Origin of the sequence: Citrobacter sp. A316 (genome assembly GCF_002042945.1) — a bacterium.
GTDB classification, from domain to species: Bacteria; Pseudomonadota; Gammaproteobacteria; order Enterobacterales; family Enterobacteriaceae; genus Citrobacter; species Citrobacter portucalensis.
The window spans coordinates 1-21525 of record NZ_MVFZ01000003.1 but is presented as its reverse complement, the minus strand read 5'-3'; the positions used below and the strand labels follow the sequence as shown (position 1 = coordinate 21525).

Below are 21525 nucleotides of genomic sequence, written 5' to 3'. Positions count from 1 at the left end.
CGAACTATCGCCATAAGTTTTAAATTACGCGACGGAAGGGGTCAGCGTAATACGATCCAATGGACCCACGATAAACAGATAAGAGATCAGGCCAATCAGCCCCATCGAACCGACGTACAGAATGGCGTAATCAAATGACTGGGTATTCGCCAGAATGACGCCGATCACCAGTGGCGTGATGATACTGGCCATATTGCCGCACATATTGAATACGCCACCTGCAATGCCGAGCACCTCTTTTGGCGAGGTATCGCTAAGTACGCACCATCCCAGATTGCCAAAGCCTTTGGCGAAAAATGCCAGACTCATCGCGGCGATCACCACAAATTCTGACGAAGTGTAGTTGGCGATAACGATGACGCAGGAAAGTAACATTCCGCAGATAACCGGCAGCTTACGGGCAATCGTCAGGCTGTAGCCGCGTTTTAAAAGCCAGTCGGAGAAAACGCCGCCTAATAATCCACCGATAAAACCGGCAATGGCAGGGATACTGGCGACAAACCCCACTTTGAGGATCGACATGCCTTTCGCCTGATACAAATAGGTAGGGAACCAGGTCAGGAAGAACCAGGTAATAGATGTTACGCAGAACTGTCCGATATATACGCCAATCATCATGCGGTTGACGCAGACGCTTTTAATTTGCGTAAAGGTAATCTTCTGTGGCTCTTTTTTATTACCCAGCGACGGTTCGCCACCGCCTTCCCTGATATAGTCAATTTCCTGCTGGTTTACCTTCGGGTGATGCATAGGGTCTCTGACCTTCACCAGCCAGAAAATGCCAAGAATAACGCCAATCGCCCCAATGTAATAAAAAACAAAGTGCCAACTTAGATTATGCAAAATAATCGTCATTAACGGCGTAATAATCCCTAACGAGATATATTGTGCGGCCTGATAGACAGAGGTAACAAAGCCACGTTCGTTATTAGGAAACCACTGCACGCTTAATCGGCTGTTGGCTGGAAAGGCCGGTGCTTCAATCGCCCCCATCAGTAGTCGTAAGATAATCAATACGACAAGCGGGCTGGCGTACAGATAAATGGTGCCCTGAAACATAGTCACCAGCGACCAGCCAATCAGGGCGCAGCCGTATACCAGACGAGAACCATAGCGATCCAGCAGCCAGCCGCCGGGCAGTTGCATAATGACATAAGAAATACCGAAAGCAGAGAAGGCCAGCCCCATTGCTTCAGGATCAAAACCTAATTCTTTGCTCATAATCGGCGCCACGACGGATAACGTCGCGCGATCGGCGTAATTAAATACGGTAGCAAGAAACAGAAATATCAGAATGCCGTAACGCACTTTTGTGCGCTTTATTATTGTGTTCATCACCCACTCCTTTCATAAGGTTGAGAGCGTTTTTGTAGGGGAGGAGGGCGGGTATTACTTACCCGCCAAATAAATTAAGGACGTTTGCCAAATTCGCAGGTTAATTGCGTCCAGCGGCGCGCCTGCTCGCTGATGCTGAAGCCCAGACCGTGACGATCGGAAACCCACATCCGACCATCGCGCAGCTCAAGTTGTTCATTAAATAACGGGTTCAGCCATTCGAAATGTTCCAGCCATGGCTCAAGCGGATAAGCGGCGGACAGATGCAGGTGAACTTCCATAGCGAAGTGTGGAGCCAGTTTGCGACCATGTTTAGCCGCCAGGTCCATAATTTTCAGGAACGGTGAAATACCCCCCACACGCGGTGCATCGGGCTGCACAAAATCGCTGGCATTGCCGAGGATCAGCTGTTCATGTTCGCGGAAGCTGGTCAGCATTTCACCGGTGGCTATTGGGGTATCAAGCGCGGCGGCCAGTTGGGCGTGGCCTTCAACATCGTAGGCGTCCAGCGGCTCTTCAATCCAGATTAGATTGAACTGCTCCATTTTACGTCCCATACGGATGGCGGTTTCCCGATCCCACTGCTGATTGGCATCGACCATTAGCGGGAAGTCATCCCCCAGTGCTTCACGCACCGCGGTTAAGCGGCGAATATCTTCGGCGCAGTTTGGCTGACCAACCTTGAGTTTGATACCTCCAATGCCGTTTTCACGAGAAATAACCACGTTTTTAAGCACCTGATCCAGCGGGGTATGCAGGAATCCACCGGAGGTGTTGTAGCACTGAACGGAGTCCCGATGCGCGCCAAGCAGTTTTGCCAGCGGCAATCCTGCACGTTTGGCCTTCATATCCCATAAGGCGATATCGATAGGGGAGATAGCCTGTACCGCCATGCCGCTGCGTCCCACGGAAGCGCCCGCCCACAGCAGCTTGGTGTAGATCTTGTCGATATCGTTTGGATCTTCGCCTAACAGGTTATCGGCAATTTCTTTGGCATGCGCATAGATTCCCTGGCCGCCAGCCCGCTTGGAGTAACTAAATCCCACGCCTTCAAACCCGTCACGACTGCGGATCTCGGCGATGATTATGGCGACTTCGGTTAGCGGTTTCTGGCGACCGGTCAGCACTTTGGCATCGCTCACGGGTGTTGCCAGCGGAAGGAAAGCCAGGGACAGTTTTACCCATTCAATACGGTCACCGGTTTCTGCTGCGGTTTTGGCGTTGGCCGATTTGGCATAAGTCACGGCATCGGAATTGGCACTTAAAGACATATTGTTCTCTCCTGGTGATAACAAATGATTGCGCTATCATTTTTAATGTTTGCGCAATCATTACGCCAGTGAGTTGATTGTGATTTGAACAATTGCTCACAAATACTGAGATAAAAGGGCAGTAACCTGTAAACGATGTCACATTCCAATATTTTATGGAGAAATGCACAAATCATTGTGATTGCGCTATCATTTTGAGTGGCGATAATTAACTAAGCTGCTGTTTTCCCTGCGTTATCACTGAGCAACGCTGGCAATAGCCAAAATCATGATGAATAATGCCAGGATAAATCGGCGATTTTTGACAAGGGCATCGACAGTGAAAAACTCCAGACCTTCGCGCGCACCCACGCTGGAAGATGTTGCCCGTACCGCGGGATTATCACCCATGACGGTGAGCAGGGCGTTGAATACCCCGCAGCTGGTGCGCCCGAAAACGGTGGAAAAAGTGATGCAGGCGGTGCGCGCCACCGGCTATATTCCCAACGCACTAGCCGGGGGACTGGCATCGCGTCGCAGTAAGCTTATCGCCGTGGTTATTCCGCAAATTAACAACAATATGTTTGTCGATACCATCCAGTCATTAAGTGATGAACTGGCAGAACGCGGATACCACATTTTGCTTTGCGTGTCGGGTTATACGCCGCAAACAGAGGCGGAGCTGGTGGCGACGCTACTTTCTCGTCGCCCGGACGGTGTAGTACTCACCGGTATTCATCATACCGCCGAACTGAAAAAGGTGATCCTTAATGCTGCCATCCCGGTCGTGGAAATCTGGGATTTAACCCCAACACCCATCGATATGCTGGTCGGTTTTTCGCATGAAAAAGTTGGACAAGCGGTGGCAGACTATCTGCTGAAAAAAGGTTATCGCCGTCCGGGGTTGTTATGGACTGCCGATCGCCGGGCAGGCCAGCGTAAACAAGGGCTGTGCGATGCGCTGAGTCGTCATGGTATTGCGGCTGACGCACAGGTGGATGTCCCACTTCCGGCCTCTCTGGCATTGGGACGCACTGGATTGGCGCAGCTATTGGCGGATCGCGAGTTTGATGTCATTGTCTGTAGCTCAGATACGTTAGCTCAGGGGGCGATCATGGAGGCCGAGAGTCGCGGTATACGCGTGCCACAAGAGTTAGCGATAATCGGTTTTGGCGATCTGGATTTTGCTGCCAGCAATCGGCCGGCCATCACCACCGTCAGCGTCGACAGACGGGCAATCGGGCATCGCGCCGCCTCTCTGCTTGCCGATCGTATCGAACAAATTCCGCGTGAAGACGATATTATTGATGTCGGTTTTCATCTGGTAGAACGAGAGTCCGCATAAGTTACCTGCAACCAAAACAATAAGGAATCTGCTATGCCGCACGTTGATATTAAATGTTTTCCTCGCGCTCTTACTGACGAACAAAAAACCGCCCTGGCGGCGGATATTACCGAGGTTATTATTCGTCATTTGCAAAGCAAAGACAGTTCAGTCAGCGTGGCGCTCAATGAAGTTGAGCCAGAGGCGTGGCAGGGTGTGTGGGATGCGGAAATTGCGCCGCAGATGGCAAGGTTGATTAAAAAACCTGGCTACAGCATGTAAGAAAAAACGGACGGATTTCCGCCCGTTTTCGTTGTGTTTATGGTGTAACGATGTTGAACCAGAATTCGAACTTATCCATATAACCGAGCATGGCATCAAGCTTGGCGCCGTCACCGGTTATCTTCACATCACCGCTGTCTTGTGCCTGTTTCAGCGTCACTTCCTTGAGGATGATTTTGTTCAGCGTGTCGCGATTTAGCGTGACAGTGGCGTCGGCATCTTTCGCTTCGGCATTGGCGGTATGGTTCAGTACGCCATTCTCCAGCTCAAGCTTGTATTTACCGCCGTCGCTACCAAGATCGATGTTAAACACCGACTTCGCATCGCCCGCTTTTTGTCCGTTAATATGCACTGCCAGGTAATCGAAGAACATTTCCGGCGTCATAGCACGAACGGTATCCGGGCTGGCGGTATTCGGGGTTGGGCCTTTGACCACGCCGTTACGCAGCTCTTGCGCGCCGGTCAGGTAGAAGTTACGCCACGGGCCGGATTCAGCCTGATAACCCAATTGCTCAAGCGCATCTGCTTCCAGATTACGAGCGGCCTGGTTATTCGGATCGGCAAACACCACTTTGCTTACCACCTGTGCCACCCAGCGGTAGTTACCCTGGTCATAGTCGGCTTTTGCTTTCTGCAAAATGGCGTCCGCACCACCCATGTAGTCGACAAATTTCTTCGCAGACTCTTCCGGCGGCAGCTCATCCAGCGTTGCCGGGTTGCCGTCAAACCAGCCGAGATACAGCACATAGGTCGCTTTTACGTCATGGCTCACGGAGCCATAGTAACCGCGATTAGCCCAGGTATGTGCCAGTGAGTCCGGCAGCTTAAAGTTGGCAGCGATTTCATCGCGGGTCAGACCTTCGTTAGCCATGCGTAGCGTCTGGTCGTTGATGTAACGATACAGGTCGCGCTGGCTTTTCAGCAGGCTGACCACCTTGTCATTACCCCAGGTTGGCCAGTGGTGCTGCGCCATCAGCACTTCGGCTTTATCACCCCAGCGCACAATCGCTTCGTTGATGTATTTGGACCACGGCAGCGGCTCACGAATTTTGGCCCCGCGCAGGGAGTAGGTGTTGTGCAGGGTGTGGGTAACATCTTCCGCGGATTCAATCAGTTTCTTCTCTTCGATGTACCACAGCATCTCCGACGGTGCTTCGGAACCCGGGGCCAGCATGAAGTCATAGGTCAGGCCGTCGATGACCTCTTTTTGTCCATCTTTCTCTATGATATTTGTTGGCGCAATCAGGGTAACGGTTCCCGCGGAGGTCGTGGTTCCCAGTCCCGCGCCGACCTGGCCTTTGGCATCAGGTTTTAGCAGGTTGCCGTACATGTAGCTCGCGCGGCGGCTCATGACGTTACCGGCCATAATATTTTCAGCGACCGCGGCTTCCATAAAGCCGGCTGGCGCATAAATTTTCACTTTGCCCGCTTTAACGTCGGCTTCATCAACAACGCCGCGTACGCCGCCGTAATGGTCAACGTGGCTGTGGGTATAAATTACCGCGACAACCGGTTTTTGACCGCGGTTTTTAAAGTAAAGATCCATCCCGACTTTGGCTGTTTCTGCCGAGACCAGCGGGTCAACGACGGTGATGCCTTCTTTACCTTCAATAATGGTCATGTTCGACAGATCGAGGTTACGAATCTGGTAAACGCCATCCGTTACTTCAAACAGCCCGCTGATGTTGATCAACTGAGACTGACGCCACAGGCTCGGGTTTACCGTATCCGGGGCTTTGTCGCCTTCTTTGATGAACGCATATTGCTGCGGATTCCAGATAACATTTCCCTGTTCGCCTTTGATCACGTCCTGCGGGAGTGGAGCGATAAAGCCTTTGTGGGCGTCGGTAAAGTCGGTGTTATCGGAGAAGGGCAGTTGGTTGTAAAGCGCGTTGTTGGCTTGTTGCGTGGCGGCAGTTGCGTCTTTAGGGGCTTCAGCGGCCATAACGGGAACAGAAAACGATGTGAGTAACCCAGCAAGTATAAAACTTTGTGCGATTCTATTAAGTTGCATCGTAAAACCTCTCTGACACTTCAAAAGTACAGTTGGGGGGATGCTGCTTTGACGGATAGCGTTTTGATTAGGTATTTGAGTTAGTGCAACATTAACTATAATTCACATGAATGATTCAGCAAGGAAGGGCGAGTAATTTATCTAACTGGTTTTTCAGAAGTTTTAAGAAAAAATTGCGGATGACAGAGCAGAACTGCCATCCGTTAGCATACTATCATTCACCTGCGATAATGCGTTTCCCGCTGGAGACAAACGTTCCGGCCCCAAGGTGATGCAGAGTATTGAGCTTGCCATCATCAAACTGCCAGCGTCCTTCCACGAAGGCTCGCTCATCAGCAGCAGCGGAGACCACTTCCCCAAACAGAGTGTCATATTTTTCCTGTGCCGCCGTGGCTGGCAACAGGCGACACTCCATCCATGCCAGGCATTTCGCTTCTATCAGTGGTAAACCCAGTACCGGCCCGTGTACCACGGGAATGCCATAACAATTGAATTTATCTTCCACTCGACCGGAAACGCTGCCGACTGCCCAGGTCCAGTTGACGGCGGCAACGCCCGGAATAACGATGCCGAATTTACCGCTACGTTCAATGAGTTCGCGCGACCAGGCGGTCTTATCAACAACAATTGCTATCCGCGGCGGCTCAAATTCCACGGGCATTGACCATGCCGCAGCCATCACATTTCGCCGCTCGGTATGCTCATCCCGGCTGGTTATCAATATCGTTGGGCCGTGATTGAGTAGCCGACTGGCATGTTTTAATTCGATCGGACGAAAATGGCTCATGGATGCTCCTTGGCTGAGAGATAACACACCACAATAAACATAGATATTAACGGTATTAGCGATTTTGTCGCCTTACAGGAATTAACAACGCACAAAATCGACAGCGTAAAACGAAAAATACGTTATAAGTACTGCATTAATCGAACAGGAACTCCCTATGACGCCTTTTTTAACCGCTTATTTTGCCCGTATTGGCTGGTCAGGTTCGGCCAACGTCAACCTTGAAACCTTGCAAGCGCTACATCTACTGCACAACAGCGCAATTCCATTTGAAAACCTGGATGTATTACTGCCAAGAGAGATGCAGCTTGACGATTTGTCGCTGGAAGAGAAGCTGGTAACGGCGCGTCGTGGCGGTTATTGCTTTGAACAGAACGGCGTGTTTGAGCGCGCGTTACGCGAAATCGGTTTTAACGTACGCAGTCTGCTCGGTCGTGTGGTACTGGCAAATCCGTCAAGCCTGCCGCCGCGCACGCATCGCTTGTTGCTGGTTGAGTTGCAGGGAGAGTTGTGGATTGCCGACGTTGGCTTCGGCGGGCAAACGTTGACGGCGCCGATTCGTCTGCAGGCTAACATTGAGCAGAAGACGCCACACGGTGAATATCGCCTGATTCAGGACGGTGAAGACTGGATCCTGCAGTTCCGTCATCATGAACATTGGCAATCAATGTACCATTTCGACCTGGTCGTGCAGCATCAGAGCGATTATCTGATGGGAAACTTCTGGTCCGCACACTGGCCGCAATCGCATTTTCGCCATCATCTGCTAATGTGTCGTCATCTGCCCGACGGCGGGAAATTAACGTTAACCAATTTTCACTTTACCCATTATCAGGATGGGCATGCGGTAGAGCAGATTAATTTGCCTGACGTCGCCAGCCTGTATGCTTTGTTGCAAGAACGGTTTGGACTGGGCGTGGATGACGTGAAGCATGGGTTTACCCAGGGTGAGCTGGCGACGGTCATGGCGGCGTTTGATACGCATCCGGAGGCGGGGAAATAGGGGCGTCGGAATTAGTGCCGGATGCGGCATCATCGCCTTATCCGGCCTACGGAAACGATTAAAAATCTATCGCCCATTCTGCGTGAAACAGAATCACCGCCGAACCGGTAATGGTGACTTTTTCCGGTTGGTTTTCACGGATAGTCACCGTTACATCAACAACCCCTTCGCGCCCGAGCGCACGGCCCTGATGCCCCTGAACACGTAACGTTTTCCCATCATGCGCCATCAGCCCATTGTGAACCAGCCACGCCCCCATAGGACCGTTGGCATTGCCGGTAACCGGGTCTTCCACAATACCAATGGCAGGTGAAAACATGCGGCCATCAGTGGCGTTTTCGCCCTCGCGGATTTGAAAAGGGAAAAAGCCGTTACAGCCAATTTGCTGGCTGATGGCGGTCAAAGCCGGTAAATCAGGGGAAAGGGCGTCGAGATCCACCTCGGGTTTCAGTGGAATCATCACTTTTGAATGCCCGGTGGTGGCAACCTGAATCGGTAATCCTGTCAGCATATCGTCTTCGCTCAGGTGCAGAGCATCGAGAATTGCGGCACGAACAGCGCCCTTCAGCGGAGGTTCAAATCCAGGTTGGCCTTGCTCAAGGCTAATGCGATAGTCGTTCCCGGTAGCGTCAATATCCACGCGATGACGACCGGCCAGCGAGGTTTGCCAGACCGTGCAGTTACCCAGACCCAGCACCCTGGCCCGTACATAATGCGCGGCGACGGTAGCATGCCCACAGATAGGAACTTCGACCGTCGGGGTGAAATAGCGGATGCGAACATCGCTGTCGTCACTGGTCAGCAGAAATGCGGTTTCTGAATGACGCAGCTCGCGAGCGATGAGCTGCATCTGCGCGTCACTCAGTCCATCAGCATGTAAAACCACACCTGCTGAGTTGCCGCGAAAAGGGACTGAGGTAAAGGCATCGACGTGGTAAACCTGTGGTTTCATTAGCGTTCTCCCTGAAATGGAGAAGCATCATAGCGTACAAAAAGCGGGATAGCGATGCAGGCCCGGTAAGCGCAAGCGCTACCGGGCATCAGAGTCAATTATCGGCGGGAACGTACTATTTGATAGCGGCGAGTAAAGTATTCAAACGGCGCACTCCATACGTGGACCAGACGGGTGAACGGGAATAGCAGGAAGATAGTCATCCCCAGAACCAGGTGCACACGGAAAATCAACGCCACGCCATCCAGATGCGCAGATGCGCCGCCCTGGAAAGTCACCACTGACTGCGCCCAACCAACCAGTTTCAGCATTTCACTGCCGTCAGGATGCTGTGCGGAGAACGGGATGGTGGTTAAGCCGAGGATACACTGAATCAGCAGAACGCAAAGGATCAGAATATCAGCGGTGGAAGACGTTGCACGAATGCGCGGGTTGGTCAGTCGGCGCACCAGCAAGCCCGCGCCGCCGACCAGCGTCAGTACGCCACAAAGGCCACCGGCAATCATCGCCATCTGTTGTTTGACCGCAATCGGCAGGAACCAGGCATACATCCAGTGCGGCGTTAACATGCCGAACAGGTGACCGAAAAAGATCCCCAGAATGCCGATGTGGAACAGATTTGACCACAACACCATGCCGCGTTTGTCCAGCATCTGACTGGAAGAGGCGCGCCAGGTGTATTGCCCGTAGTCATAGCGTAGCCAACTGCCGAGGATAAACACCGTGCCGCACAGGTATGGATAGATATCGTAAAAAAAGACGTTCAGGTACTGTATCATTTCGGGCCTCCCGCGCTGACGTCGACATACTGCGGCGCCACGTCCTGGCTAAAGCGTCGTTGATAGTTTTGTAACGGTGAACTGTCGCAGGCGGTGGCGTTATCCTCGATAAACTTCACCTGTTCCTCTTCCCACACCGCATCCAGCGCCTGACGGGTATCGTCTCGGGTTTCCGCGCCAACCTGTTTAGTGACACTGTCACTTGAAAGAGGGCTTCCGGCAAGCAGCAGCAGTGCGTCAAACAGTTGATACCACGGCGTATCGCGCTGTTTTAAGCGCCCACCCAGCAGAGCCAGAATCGGTGCAACGTTCTGCAGTCCTTCTTTGGCCTGTGCCTCCGGCAACACGCTCAAATACTCCAGATACAACGGCAGATGATCCGGCAGTTCGCGGCAGTCGAGCTGCAGTCCAACCTTTTCGTACTGCGCCAACAGATCAACCATCGCCTGGCCACGGTCACGGGACTCGGCATGCACGTGCTCAAACAACAGCAGAGAGGTGGCCCGGCCCCGGTCGAATATTTCGCACCATTCGGCTTGTTTATCCAGCAGTGGCGCATTGAGCAACCCCTGGCTAAATTCGGTAAGCATGGGGGCATCGCTGGCCACAAGCGCCAGCGCGTCGTCTTTACACTCCCACAGCAGCTCGTCGGGATATTCCATCAGCAGGCCGATAACCTTCAGGATTTGCATTATTCACCCTCCGCTTTATCGCGAACTTCGGTGATGTCGATGGCATCAATACGGCTACTGTTAAACAGGTTGAATTTGGTATCTGAGCCATGGCAGCCGTCACCGAAGGTAAATCCGCAGCCGTTTTTCTCCGGGAAGGCATCACGCGCCATTTCACGATGGCTGGTCGGGATCACAAAGCGGTCTTCATAGTTGGCGATGGCCAGATAGCGATACATCTCCTCAACCTGCTCAACGGTCAAACCCACTTCCTCAATCGCACGGGTGTCCGTCACACCTTCCACTGTTTGCGCACGCATATAGTGACGCATGGCCATCATACGTTTCAGCGCGCGCAGCACCGGACCGGTATCACCCGCACTGAGCATGTTGGCGAGGTACTGAACCGGAATTCGCAGCGACTCAACCGCAGGCAAAACGTTACCATTGTGCGGCAGTCCGCCCGCGTCGGCGACCGACTGAATCGGTGACAATGGCGGTACATACCAGACCATCGGCAGGGTGCGATATTCCGGGTGCAGCGGCAGCGCCAGTTTCCAGTCCATCGCCATTTTGTAGACTGGCGAACGTTGGGCCGCTTCGATGACGTTATGCGGAATACCTTGTTTTAACGCCTCTTCAATGACCGCCGGATCGTGCGGGTTGAGGAATACATCGCACTGACGCTCATAGAGATCGGTCTCATGCTCGGTGCTGGCCGCTTCTTCGATGCGGTCGGCGTCGTACAGCAATACGCCGAGATAACGGATACGCCCAACGCAGGTTTCCGAACATACCGTCGGCTGGCCGGATTCAATACGCGGGTAGCAGAAAATGCACTTCTCTGACTTACCGCTCTTCCAGTTAAAGTAGATTTTTTTGTACGGACAGCCGCTGATGCACAAGCGCCAACCGCGACATTTGTCCTGGTCGATCAGCACAATGCCGTCTTCTTCACGCTTATAGATGGCACCGCTCGGGCAGGTGGCGACACAGCTTGGGTTCAGGCAGTGCTCGCACAGGCGCGGCAAATACATCATGAAGGTGTTTTCGAACTGGCCGTACATCTCCTTTTGCATCTTCTCGAAGTTACGATCGCGGGCACGCTTTGAGAATTCGCCGCCAAGCAGTTCTTCCCAGTTTGGACCCCAGATAATCTTGTCCATCCGCTTACCATCGATCAGCGAACGCGGACGCGCGGTGGGCTGATTCTTGCTTTCCGGCGCGCTATGCAGATGCTGATAATCGTAGGTAAACGGTTCATAGTAATCATCGATTTGCGGGATCACCGGGTTGGCGAAAATTTTGGTGATCACGCCCATCTTACCGCCCAGACGCGGTCTTATTTTGCCGTTAACATCGCGAACCCAGCCGCCTTGCCACTCTTCCTGATCTTCCCAGTTCTTCGGATACCCAATCCCCGGTTTAGTCTCGACGTTGTTAAACCACGCATATTCCATCCCTTCACGCCCGGTCCAGACGTTTTTGCAGGTAACGGAGCAGGTGTGGCAGCCGATGCACTTATCCAGATTAAGAACCATGCCTACCTGTGAGCGTATTTTCATTTTTTCGCCTCCTGAACCTGATCGCGACCTTCATCATCCAGCCAGTTAATATTTTTCATTTTTCTAATCATGATGAACTCATCGCGGTTAGAGCCGACCGTACCGTAATAGTTAAAGCTGTATGCCAGCTGCGCATAGCCACCGATCATGTGCGTCGGTTTCGGGCAAACGCGGGTCACCGAGTTATGGATCCCGCCACGCATCCCGGTCACTTCTGAGCCAGGGATATTCATGATTCGCTCCTGAGCGTGATACATCATGGTCATTCCCGGTGGCACGCGTTGACTCACCACTGCGCGCGCGGTGAGCGCACCGTTGGCGTTGAAGGCTTCGATCCAGTCGTTATCCTCAATCCCCAGCTCTTTGGCGTCGGTCTCGCTGATCCAGACAATCGGTCCGCCGCGCGACAGCGTCAGCATCAGCAGGTTTTCGCTATAGGTGGAGTGGATCCCCCATTTTTGGTGCGGCGTCAGGAAGTTGAGCGCTTTTTCCGGGAAGCCGTTTGGTGGAACCTCGCGCATTTCACTGACGCTGCGGGTATCGATAGGCGGACGATACGCCACCAGACTTTCACCGAACGCTCGCATCCACGCATGATCCTGATACAGCTGCTGGCGACCGGACAGGGTACGCCATGGGATCAGCTCGTGGACGTTGGTATAGCCTGCGTTATAGGAAACATGTTCACTTTCCAGCCCGGACCAGGTAGGGCTGGAGATGATTTTGCGTGGCTGTGCCTGGATATCGCGAAAACGGATCTTCTCGTCTTCTTTATTCAACGCCAGATGCGTATGGTCGCGTCCGGTCATTGCCCCCAGCGCTTCCCAGGCTTTCACTGCCACCTGACCGTTTGTTTCCGGCGCCAGGGCGAGGATCACCTCAGAGGCATCCAGCGCGGTGTCAATCAGCGGTCGGCCTTTTGCCGGGCCTTCGCGTTTGGTGTAGTTCAGCTTGCCGAGGAAATCGACTTCCGCCTGGGTATTCCACGCAATGCCTTTCCCACCGTTACCAAGCTTGTCCATGAGCGGACCGAGTGAAGTAAAACGTTCGTAGGTGGCGGGGTAGTCACGCTCGACAACAGCGATATTCGGTGCCGTTTTCCCCGGGAGGAGATCGCATTCGCCTTTGCGCCAGTCCAGAATGTCAAACGGCTGCGCCAGCTCTGCCGGAGAGTCGTGTTGCAGCGGTTGCAACACAACATCCGTTTCTTGTCCAAGGTGTCCCACACATACCTCAGAGAATACTTTGGCGATGCCTTTATAAATTTCCCAGTCGCTCTTCGATTCCCATGCCGGGTCGACCGCCGCGGACAACGGGTGAATAAACGGATGCATATCCGAGGTGTTCATATCGTCTTTTTCATACCAGGTAGCGGTTGGCAGAACGATATCGGAGAACAAACAGGTGCTGGACATACGGAAATCGAGCGTGACCAGTAGATCGAGCTTGCCCTCTATCGCCGCGGACTGCCATTCAACCTCTTCAGGTTTAATACCCTCGCTTGAACCGAGCGCTTCCCCCTGGATCCCGCTTTCGGTACCCAGTAAATATTTGAGCATGTATTCATGCCCTTTACCGGAGGAACCGAGCAGGTTAGAGCGCCAGACGAAGAGGTTGCGCGGATGGTTTTTGCCGTTATCCGGCTGTTCGCAGGCAAAACGAATATCACCCGACTTCAGCGCTTGTGCGGTGTATTGCGCAGGAGATAGCCCTGCTTGTTCGGCTTTTGCTTTAACAGTCAGAGGGTTGAGGTTAAGCTGCGGCGCAGACGGCAGCCAGCCCATCCTTTCTGCACGTACGTTAAAGTCAATCAAATGTCCGCTAAACTTCGACGCATCGGCCAGCGGAGAGAGGAGTTCTTGCGCGGTGAGTTTTTCATAACGCCACTGACTGGAGTGGTTGTAGAAAAACGAAGTGCTGTTCATCTGACGCGGCGGACGGTTCCAGTCCAGCGCAAAGGCCAGCGGCAACCAACCGGTTTGCGGACGTAGTTTCTCCTGACCCACATAGTGCGCCCAGCCGCCGCCACTTTGTCCCACGCAACCACAGAACACCAGGATGTTAATCATGCCACGGTAGTTCATATCCATGTGATACCAGTGGTTGACGCCAGCCCCGAGAATGATCATCGAACGGCCATGAGTTTTGTGCGCAGTATCGGCAAACTCACGGGCGATCTGTTCGATATGACGGCGTGGCACACCGGTAATTTGCTCGCCCCAGGCCGGGGTGTAGGCTTTCACTTCGCTGTAATCTTGTGCGCTATGAACGTCATCCAGACCACGGTCGAGGCCGTAATTCGCCAGCACCAGATCGTAGACGCTCACCACCGGGCAACGGCTACCGTCAGCGAGGGTAAGATGTTTTACCGGCAGTTGACGGATCAGCACCGGTTCTTGTTTTACACTGCGAAAATGTGGGTTTTCGTTGCCGCCAAAATAGGGGAATGCCACGCCGGTCACTTCATCATGCTGACCGAGCAGCGAAAGAGAAAGTTCAGTTTCAGCGCCAGCCGCCAGGGGTTCCAGGTTCCATTTGCCTTTTTCGCCCCAGCGAAAACCGATAGATCCGTTCGGGACAACCAGTTCACCTGCGCTGTTAAAGGCTACCGTTTTCCACTCTGGATTGTTGCTTTCGCCCAGACCATCGACAAGATCTGAAGCACGCATCATGCGTCCAGGCACGTAGCTGCCATCTTCCCGCGCATCCAGTAAAACCAGCATCGGCATGTCGGTATAGCGACGGCAGTAATTGAGGAAATAATCGCTGGGATTGTCGAGGTGGAACTCTTTCAGGATGACGTGACCCATCGCCATCGCCAGCGCGCTGTCTGTCCCTTGTTTAGGTGCCAGCCACTGGTCGCACAGTTTGGCGACTTCCGAGTAATCCGGCGTAATGGCAATCGTCTTGGTGCCTTTGTAGCGTACTTCAGTAAAAAAGTGCGCGTCCGGGGTACGGGTCTGCGGCACGTTAGAGCCCCAGGCAATGATATAGCTGGAGTTGTACCAGTCGGCGGATTCAGGAACGTCGGTCTGCTCGCCCCAGGTCATCGGTGACGCGGGCGGTAAGTCGCAGTACCAGTCATAGAAGCTCAGACAGGTTCCGCCAATTAGCGAGAGATAGCGTGTGCCAGCGGCATAGGAAACCATCGACATCGCAGGGATCGGGGAGAAGCCGACCACGCGATCCGGACCGTAAGTTTTCACCGTCCAGACGTTGGCGGCAGCAATCAGCTGATTAAGCTCTTTCCAGTTGGAACGGATAAACCCGCCGCGCCCGCGTACCTGCTTGTAGCTTTGGCATTTTTGCGGGTCGTTCATAATATATTCCCAGGCCAGCACCGGATCGGGCTGGCGGGACAGGGCGTCGCGCCACAATTCGATTAAGCGTTTACGCACCAGTGGATATTTCAGGCGGTTAGCGCTGTAGAGATACCACGAGTAACTGGCGCCGCGTGGGCAGCCACGAGGCTCATGATTCGGCAGGTCAGGACGGGTACGCGGGTAGTCGGTTTGCTGCGTTTCCCAGGTCACCAGCCCGTTTTTAACGTAGATTTTCCAGCTGCATGAGCCGGTACAGTTAACGCCGTGGGTAGAACGCACAATTTTGTCGAACTGCCAGCGCTGACGATAGCTGTCTTCCCAGTCCCGGTTGGTGTGCATTACTTGCCCATGCCCCTCGGCAAACGTATCGCCCTTTTGTTTAAAGTAGCGAAAGCGGTCTAACAGTTTACTCATGACATAACTCCTGCTTCGATAATATTGCCGACGGTGAATCGAACGTCAGGCCGGATCCGGCCTACCTGAATGTCCGTTCCTGCGGTATCCATTTTGTTATTTTTTTTGTGATTTACGGCCATAGACCAACCAGGTCACCAGCACGCAGACGATGTAAAACACGAGGAATATTTTCATGGCGCCCACCGGAGAGCCGGTCAACGCCAGCGATGATCCAAACGCTTTAGGAATGAAGAAGCCCCCCACAGCGCCAATAGCGGAAATAAATCCCAGGGCGGCTGCGGTATCGGTTACCGCTTCACGTTGAGCCTGCTCTTCAGTACCACCATGCAGCTTCACCCGGTAAATTGTGATTTTGCGAAAGATCACCGCAATCATCTGGAAAGTTGAACCGCTGCCCAGACCCGCGGTCAGGAACAAGCCCATAAACACCAGGTAAAACGCGATAAAGCTTCCTTCGCCCGAACCGGGCAACGTGAGAAACAGCAGGGCGCTGAACAGAGCCATAAAGATGAAGTTAATTAAGGTGACACGCACACCACCAAACTTGTCAGAGATAACACCACCTGCGGATCGTGCAAGCGCACCGATGAAGGGACCGAAGAACGCCAGTTGCAGGATATTCACGTCGGGGAACTGGGTTTTCGCCAGCATGGCAAAGCCTGCTGAAAAACCGATAAATGAACCGAAGGTGGCGAGATACAGCAGACTTAATAACCACAGATGAAAACGCTTGAGGACCGGTAACTGAGAGGCAACTGAGGCCTTCGAGCTGGCAATGTCGTTCATTCCCATGCCCGCTGCCACGGTGGCTATCAGCAGTAACGGCACCCAAATCCATGCGGCATTGGCCAGCGACAATAACGAGCCGTCAGCTTGCGGTACGCCCTGAACGCCCAAAAAGGTAAAGATGGGCAGAAAGATCACCAGCGGCGCGATCAACTGCATCACGCTGACGCCGAGGTTGCCGAGACCGCCGTTAACACCTAACGCGCTGCCTTGCTTCGCTTTGGGGAAGAAAAAACTGATATTGCCCATGCTGGAGGCAAAGTTAGCGCCAGCAAAACCACACATCAGCGCAATGATTATGAATACTCCGAACGGAGTAGCGGTATTTTGCACGGCAAATCCGAGCCAGACGCAGGGAATAACCAGAATAATCGTGCTAAAAATGGTCCAACGACGACCGCCAAATATAGGTACCATAAAGGAGTAGGGGACGCGCAATATTGCACCAGAAAGGGAAGGCAATGCCGTTAATAAAAACAATTGGTCGGTGGTAAAATTAAAACCAATTTTATTCAGATTGACGGCAACGGCGCTGAACAACATCCAGACGCAGAATGCAAGCAACAGGCAACTCACTGATATCCAGAGGTTTCTGCGTGCAATATGCTTGCCTTTGTTTTCCCAAAAGCCGGGGTTCTCTGGTTTCCAGTCCGTTAAAAGATAACGATTATTTTTCTCATTTGATGATGACATATTATTCTCCATGCACATGCCGTTCATGAAAAAGAAATAAACGCATGCAGCGCCGCGCGGCTTCTTTTTAGAAACTATTGAAAAGCTTTAGGAATATTGACTGAAAGAATAGATAAAAAAGTGCAATAACGCGGCGTGATAGGAGAATTACACGTTACTCAAGTGTTACTAATTGTAAATATAAAAGATGTATTGTTAATCTATCTATTACATCAAATAAATAACTCCTGCGTTATCATACGATCAAGATGACGATCGAATGCAGGATCGGCCATTTCCTCAATGCCTAAGATGTACATCCCATCCAGACCGCAGACCAATGCAATTAAGCGCCAGGCGACGTCGGCAGCATCTGGAGTGGCGGAAAACTCACCGGCTTTCTGCCCTTGGGTAATAATGTTGGCGGTTTCTTCGTGCCACATCCGCATGGTCAGCAGGTAGGCGCTTTTGATTTCTGGATCTTTACCCGCCACAACCTGTGCCTCGCGCCACAGCTTAATATAGGGTTCGAATCCGCCATCTTCACTGCCCAGCATGGCATGCAGTCGCTCACGGAAGCTGGCGTCTTCACTGACCAGTTCCGCATCGAGTAGGGTACGGATCAGACGTACAAATGCCTGGGATTTGAGTTCGCCGGCAGAGGCGAAATGGTGATGTAGCTGGCCCGTCGCGACGTGAGCTTCTGCAGCAATGCGTCGAACCGTCATGGCGGAAAATCCTTCTTCAAGTGCGACACGCATTGCCGCCTGCAGAATAACTTCCCGACGTTCATCCCGATTCAGATAGCTCATTTTTCCTCCTGTACCCGTGTATCACGCAGTCTAACAAAAAGTTGGACATATGTTCAATTTTCCGTAGGATCGCTGAATCTGGACATGTGTCCAGTTTTGGTTTCGTTAGGGAGTTTTATGTTTCGTCAGTGGTTAACGTTAGTCATTATTGTGCTGGTCTACATCCCTGTTGCGATTGATGCAACGGTGCTGCACGTTGCCGCGCCCACGCTGAGTATGACGCTGGGTGCCAGCGGTAACGAGCTGCTGTGGATCATTGATATTTATTCCCTGGTAATGGCCGGAATGGTATTGCCAATGGGGGCGCTGGGCGATCGCATCGGCTTTAAACGTCTGCTGCTGTTAGGCGGTGGATTATTTGGTCTCGCATCGCTGGCGGCCGCTTTTGCCCATAGCGCAAACTGGCTGATTGCCACCCGGGCGGTATTGGCGATTGGCGCGGCGATGATTGTTCCGGCAACGCTGGCGGGTATTCGCGCCACATTCGCTGAGCAACGGCATCGTAATATGGCGCTCGGCGTCTGGGCCGCGGTCGGTTCTGGCGGTGCGGCGTTTGGCCCACTGGTTGGCGGGATGCTGCTGGAGCACTTCTACTGGGGTTCCGTATTCTTAATTAATGTGCCGATTGTCCTGGTGGTAATGGTCTTAACCGCACGCTTAGTGCCGCGCCAGGCCGGACGTCGCGATCAATCGTTAAATTTTGGTCATGCGATAATGCTAATTATCGCCATTCTGCTGCTGGTTTACAGCGCTAAAACCGCGCTGAAGGGACATACGGCGACCGTTGCCATCGCCCTGACGCTGTTAACCGGCGCTTTGCTGTTGTGGCAGTTTGTCCGCATCCAGCTTGCGGCAGCCCGCCCGATGATTGATATGCGGTTGTTCACGCATCGCATCATTTTAAGCGGCGTAGTGATGGCCATGACCGCGATGATAACGCTGGTGGGTTTTGAGTTGCTGATGGCGCAGGAGCTACAGTTTGTTCACGGTTTAACACCGTATCAGGCAGGGTTGTTCATGCTGCCGGTGATGCTGGCAAGTGGTTTCAGCGGGCCGATTGCCGGTATGTTGGTTTCACGTCTGGGATTACGTTGTGTGGCAACGGCGGGCATGGCGCTGAGCGCCGTTAGCTTTTACGGCCTGGCGATGACGGATTTCAGTAGCCAACAGGTACAAGCCTGGATTTTGATGGCTTTGCTCGGCTTCAGCGCCGCCAGTGCGCTTCTGGCTTCAACGGCGGCTATCATGGCAGCAGCCCCGGCCGAAAAAGCTGCGGCCGCGGGTGCCATCGAGACAATGGCTTATGAACTGGGGGCAGGACTTGGGATCGCTATCTTTGGCTTACTGTTGAGCCGTAGCTTTTCTGCATCGATTCTGCCGCCAGCCGGACTTAATGCGCAGGAAATGGAACGTGCCTCATCGTCAATGGGGGAGGCGGTACAACTGGCGCACTCGCTCCCGTCGTCACTGAGTGAGGCATTGCTGACGGCTGCCAGAGAAGCGTTCACCTGGTCACATAGCGTGGCCTTAAGCAGCGCCGGCAGCATGCTTATCGTATTAGCGATAGGAATGTGGTTCAGTCTGGCAAAGGTACAGCGCCAGTAACTAATGGGCTAAATGACAGGGGTAATCCATCTCTTCGACTTCTTTCCCACTGAGTCGAGCGTATTGCCCCGTCAATCTCCAGAACGCAGGCTGTGTTTCCGTATAGATCTCTGCCGCTAACACCAGGCGGCGGCGATCCACCTCGTTAAGTTCCAACAGCGTCCACGGTACAAAATAGCGATCGCTACCCGTTAGGGTAAACCACAGCGGGCACCCGCAACCGGAACAAAAGAAACGTTCACCACGATTTGAAGAAGGAAAGTGCGAAGGTTCTGCTGAATCTGGCGACATCAGCGGGTGAGTGCTGGCTTCCAGATACATAGCGATGCCACCCGACCACTTCTGGCACAGGGTGCAATGGCATGCATAGACATCCAGCATTTCGACGTCGACGGTAAAATGACTCTGTCCGCAAAGACAACGACCAGTGAATGTCTGCACGGCATACTCCTTATGACCGAGTCCACATTAAGAGAAAAAGCCAGCCCTGGAAGGACTGGCTTTGTATTCAGACTACAACAAAATTAGAACTGGTAGTTCAGACCAACAGCAACGATGTTGTCAGTGCTGATGTTCGCGCCAGCTTTGCTAGTGAATTCATTGTCATCCAGCAGGTTGATTTTGTAATCAACGAAGGTAGACATATTTTTGTTGAAGTAGTAAGTAGCACCCAGGTCTACGTATTCAACCAGATCCTGGTCGCCGTAACCGTTGATGTCTTTACCTTTGGATTTCAGGTAAGCGATGGACGGACGCAGACCGAAGTCGAACTGATACTGAGCAACAGCTTCAAAGTTCTGAGTTTTGTTAGCGATGTTATTAGCATCACCAAACACGGTCATGTTGCGGGTTTCGGAGTAGGTGGTCGCCAGGTAGATGTTGTTCGCATCATATTTCAGACCAGCAGCCCATACTTCAGCGTTTTTACCGCGAGCGTTCAGGTCGCCTGCACGGTTTACCTGAGAATCAGTACGGTCAGATTTCGCATAAGTAGCACCTACGCCAAAGCCTTCGTATTCATAAGTGGTAGACAGACCGAAGCCGTCACCATTAGCTTCATTTGGATTACGGCTGTCTTCGTTTTTGCCCTGGTACTGAGCAGCAAAGTTCAGACCTTCAACCAGACCGAAGAAGTCGGTGTTACGGTAGGTTGCAACGCCGGTAGTACGGCCAGTCATGAATACGTCAGTCTGGGTCCAGGTATCGCCACCAAATTCTGGCAGAACGTCGGTCCATGCGCCGATGTCGTAGGCTACGCCGTAGTTACGACCGTAGTCGAAAGAACCGTATTCAGCGAATTTCAGACCAGCGAATGCCAGACGAGTTTTATCTTTGTCAGAACCACCGGTGGATTCGGTACGGTTACCTTTGAATTCATATTCCCACTGACCGAAACCAACCAGCTGGTCATTGATCTGTGTTTCGCCTTTGAAGCCCAGACGCGCATAGGTTTTGTCGCCATCGCTGCTGGTGTCGTCAGAGAAGTAGTGCTGAGCGTGAACTTTACCGTAGATGTCCAGTTTGTTTGCGTCTTTGTTATATACCTCAGCTGCGTTTACCGCACCTGCCGCCAACAGGCTAGTCACTGCCACTGCAACTAATTTAAGTTTCATTCTAAATAATCCTTATAATTTTTTCTTGGTGTGTTTCCTAAACCATTGCTAAACGAAGGGGTTCGTCAATGGCAAACTATTTTTAAATGACGCAGTGGTATAAGTTCAATAATAAGTTTCATAATATTGCGAAATATTTGAAGTTGTGTGATCCAGATCTACATAATATAGCTGATTGTATTAATCTTTATATGTGACAAATCTGAATGGGTATATTTACGCAGGGGACTATTATGGCAACTATGGTTTAAATGGCGTTAGTCACGCATGTGTAATATATGCATACTGAGGATTATAGGTAAATATGAAATATTTTCGGGAGTTAATTAATTACC

17 protein-coding genes are annotated in these 21525 nt (G+C 52.4%); 4 read left to right on the top strand and 13 right to left on the bottom strand.

All coding sequences use genetic code 11. The features are described 5' to 3' along the window. Nucleotides 1–24: 24 nt before the first annotated feature. Nucleotides 25–1335, bottom strand: a complete 1311-nt coding sequence (locus BZK41_RS04155) for an MFS transporter (protein WP_079937283.1) — start codon at nt 1333–1335, stop codon at nt 25–27. A 74-nt stretch (nt 1336–1409) separates the two neighbouring features. Then, nucleotides 1410–2606, bottom strand: coding sequence for an L-talarate/galactarate dehydratase (locus tag BZK41_RS04150; RefSeq protein ID WP_032943493.1), 1197 nt, complete (start codon nt 2604–2606; stop codon nt 1410–1412). 319 nt (nt 2607–2925) lie between these two features. Here BZK41_RS04150 and BZK41_RS04145 point away from each other — a divergent pair, with 319 nt between their 5' ends. Then, nucleotides 2926–3930, top strand: coding sequence for a LacI family DNA-binding transcriptional regulator (locus tag BZK41_RS04145; protein ID WP_172313073.1), 1005 nt, complete (start codon nt 2926–2928; stop codon nt 3928–3930). A 33-nt stretch (nt 3931–3963) separates the two neighbouring features. After that, nucleotides 3964–4191, top strand: coding sequence for a tautomerase PptA (gene pptA / locus BZK41_RS04140; RefSeq protein ID WP_048227604.1), 228 nt, complete (start codon nt 3964–3966; stop codon nt 4189–4191). A gap of 37 nt (nt 4192–4228) precedes the next feature. Here the strand turns inward: pptA and BZK41_RS04135 are convergent, their stop codons facing one another. Together BZK41_RS04135 and BZK41_RS04130 are read right to left on the bottom strand one after the other, a co-directional pair. Continuing rightward, nucleotides 4229–6205 (bottom strand): alkyl sulfatase dimerization domain-containing protein, encoded by a 1977-nt coding sequence (locus BZK41_RS04135; protein WP_003833056.1) that lies wholly within the window; start codon nt 6203–6205, stop codon nt 4229–4231. Nucleotides 6206–6419: 214 nt separating this feature from the next. Next, complete coding sequence (locus BZK41_RS04130; RefSeq protein ID WP_079937281.1) at nt 6420–6992, bottom strand: flavin reductase family protein; 573 nt, start codon at nt 6990–6992, stop codon at nt 6420–6422. A gap of 157 nt (nt 6993–7149) precedes the next feature. Between BZK41_RS04130 and nhoA the strand changes: the two genes are divergently transcribed. After that, nucleotides 7150–7995, top strand: coding sequence for an N-hydroxyarylamine O-acetyltransferase (gene nhoA, locus BZK41_RS04125; RefSeq protein WP_079937280.1), 846 nt, complete (start codon nt 7150–7152; stop codon nt 7993–7995). A gap of 58 nt (nt 7996–8053) precedes the next feature. Here nhoA and BZK41_RS04120 read toward each other — a convergent pair whose 3' ends face one another. The 7 genes from BZK41_RS04120 to BZK41_RS04090 form a co-directional block, all read right to left on the bottom strand. Next, the gene (locus BZK41_RS04120; RefSeq protein WP_079937279.1) at nt 8054–8947 is read right to left on the bottom strand and encodes a PhzF family isomerase; all 894 of its coding nucleotides are present in this window, start codon (nt 8945–8947) and stop codon (nt 8054–8056) included. Between the two features lie 98 nt (nt 8948–9045). Then, nucleotides 9046–9726 carry a respiratory nitrate reductase subunit gamma gene (gene narI / locus BZK41_RS04115; RefSeq protein WP_003833047.1) on the bottom strand — a complete coding sequence of 227 codons (681 nt, stop codon included), beginning with the start codon at nt 9724–9726 and terminating at the stop codon, nt 9046–9048. Then, on the bottom strand, nt 9723–10418 hold the full coding sequence (narW, locus tag BZK41_RS04110) for a nitrate reductase molybdenum cofactor assembly chaperone (RefSeq protein ID WP_079937278.1): 696 nt from the start codon (nt 10416–10418) through the stop codon (nt 9723–9725). Before narW ends, narI begins: the two co-directional genes overlap by 4 nt. Continuing rightward, on the bottom strand, nt 10418–11962 hold the full coding sequence (narH, locus tag BZK41_RS04105) for a nitrate reductase subunit beta (protein WP_003833042.1): 1545 nt from the start codon (nt 11960–11962) through the stop codon (nt 10418–10420). The genes narW and narH overlap by 1 nt, the downstream gene beginning before the upstream one ends. Beyond that, a complete protein-coding gene (locus tag BZK41_RS04100) occupies nt 11959–15699 on the bottom strand; it encodes a nitrate reductase subunit alpha (RefSeq protein WP_079937277.1) in 3741 nt (1246 codons plus the stop codon). The genes narH and BZK41_RS04100 overlap by 4 nt, the downstream gene beginning before the upstream one ends. A 96-nt stretch (nt 15700–15795) precedes the next feature. Beyond that, nucleotides 15796–17181 carry a NarK family nitrate/nitrite MFS transporter gene (locus BZK41_RS04095; protein ID WP_079937276.1) on the bottom strand — a complete coding sequence of 462 codons (1386 nt, stop codon included), beginning with the start codon at nt 17179–17181 and terminating at the stop codon, nt 15796–15798. Nucleotides 17182–17393: 212 nt separating this feature from the next. Then, nucleotides 17394–17972, bottom strand: a complete 579-nt coding sequence (locus BZK41_RS04090; RefSeq protein ID WP_079937275.1) for a TetR family transcriptional regulator — start codon at nt 17970–17972, stop codon at nt 17394–17396. Nucleotides 17973–18089: 117 nt separating this feature from the next. Between BZK41_RS04090 and BZK41_RS04085 the strand changes: the two genes are divergently transcribed. Further along, entirely contained in the window at nt 18090–19577 is a 1488-nt protein-coding gene (locus BZK41_RS04085; RefSeq protein WP_079937274.1) for an MFS transporter, read from the top strand. Here the strand turns inward: BZK41_RS04085 and BZK41_RS04080 are convergent, their stop codons facing one another. Both BZK41_RS04080 and ompD read right to left on the bottom strand, forming a co-directional pair. Then, nucleotides 19578–19958 (bottom strand): GFA family protein, encoded by a 381-nt coding sequence (locus BZK41_RS04080; protein WP_103770614.1) that lies wholly within the window; start codon nt 19956–19958, stop codon nt 19578–19580. A 143-nt stretch (nt 19959–20101) separates the two neighbouring features. Further along, the gene (gene ompD / locus BZK41_RS04075; protein WP_079937272.1) at nt 20102–21190 is read right to left on the bottom strand and encodes a porin OmpD; all 1089 of its coding nucleotides are present in this window, start codon (nt 21188–21190) and stop codon (nt 20102–20104) included. Nucleotides 21191–21525 lie beyond the last annotated feature (335 nt).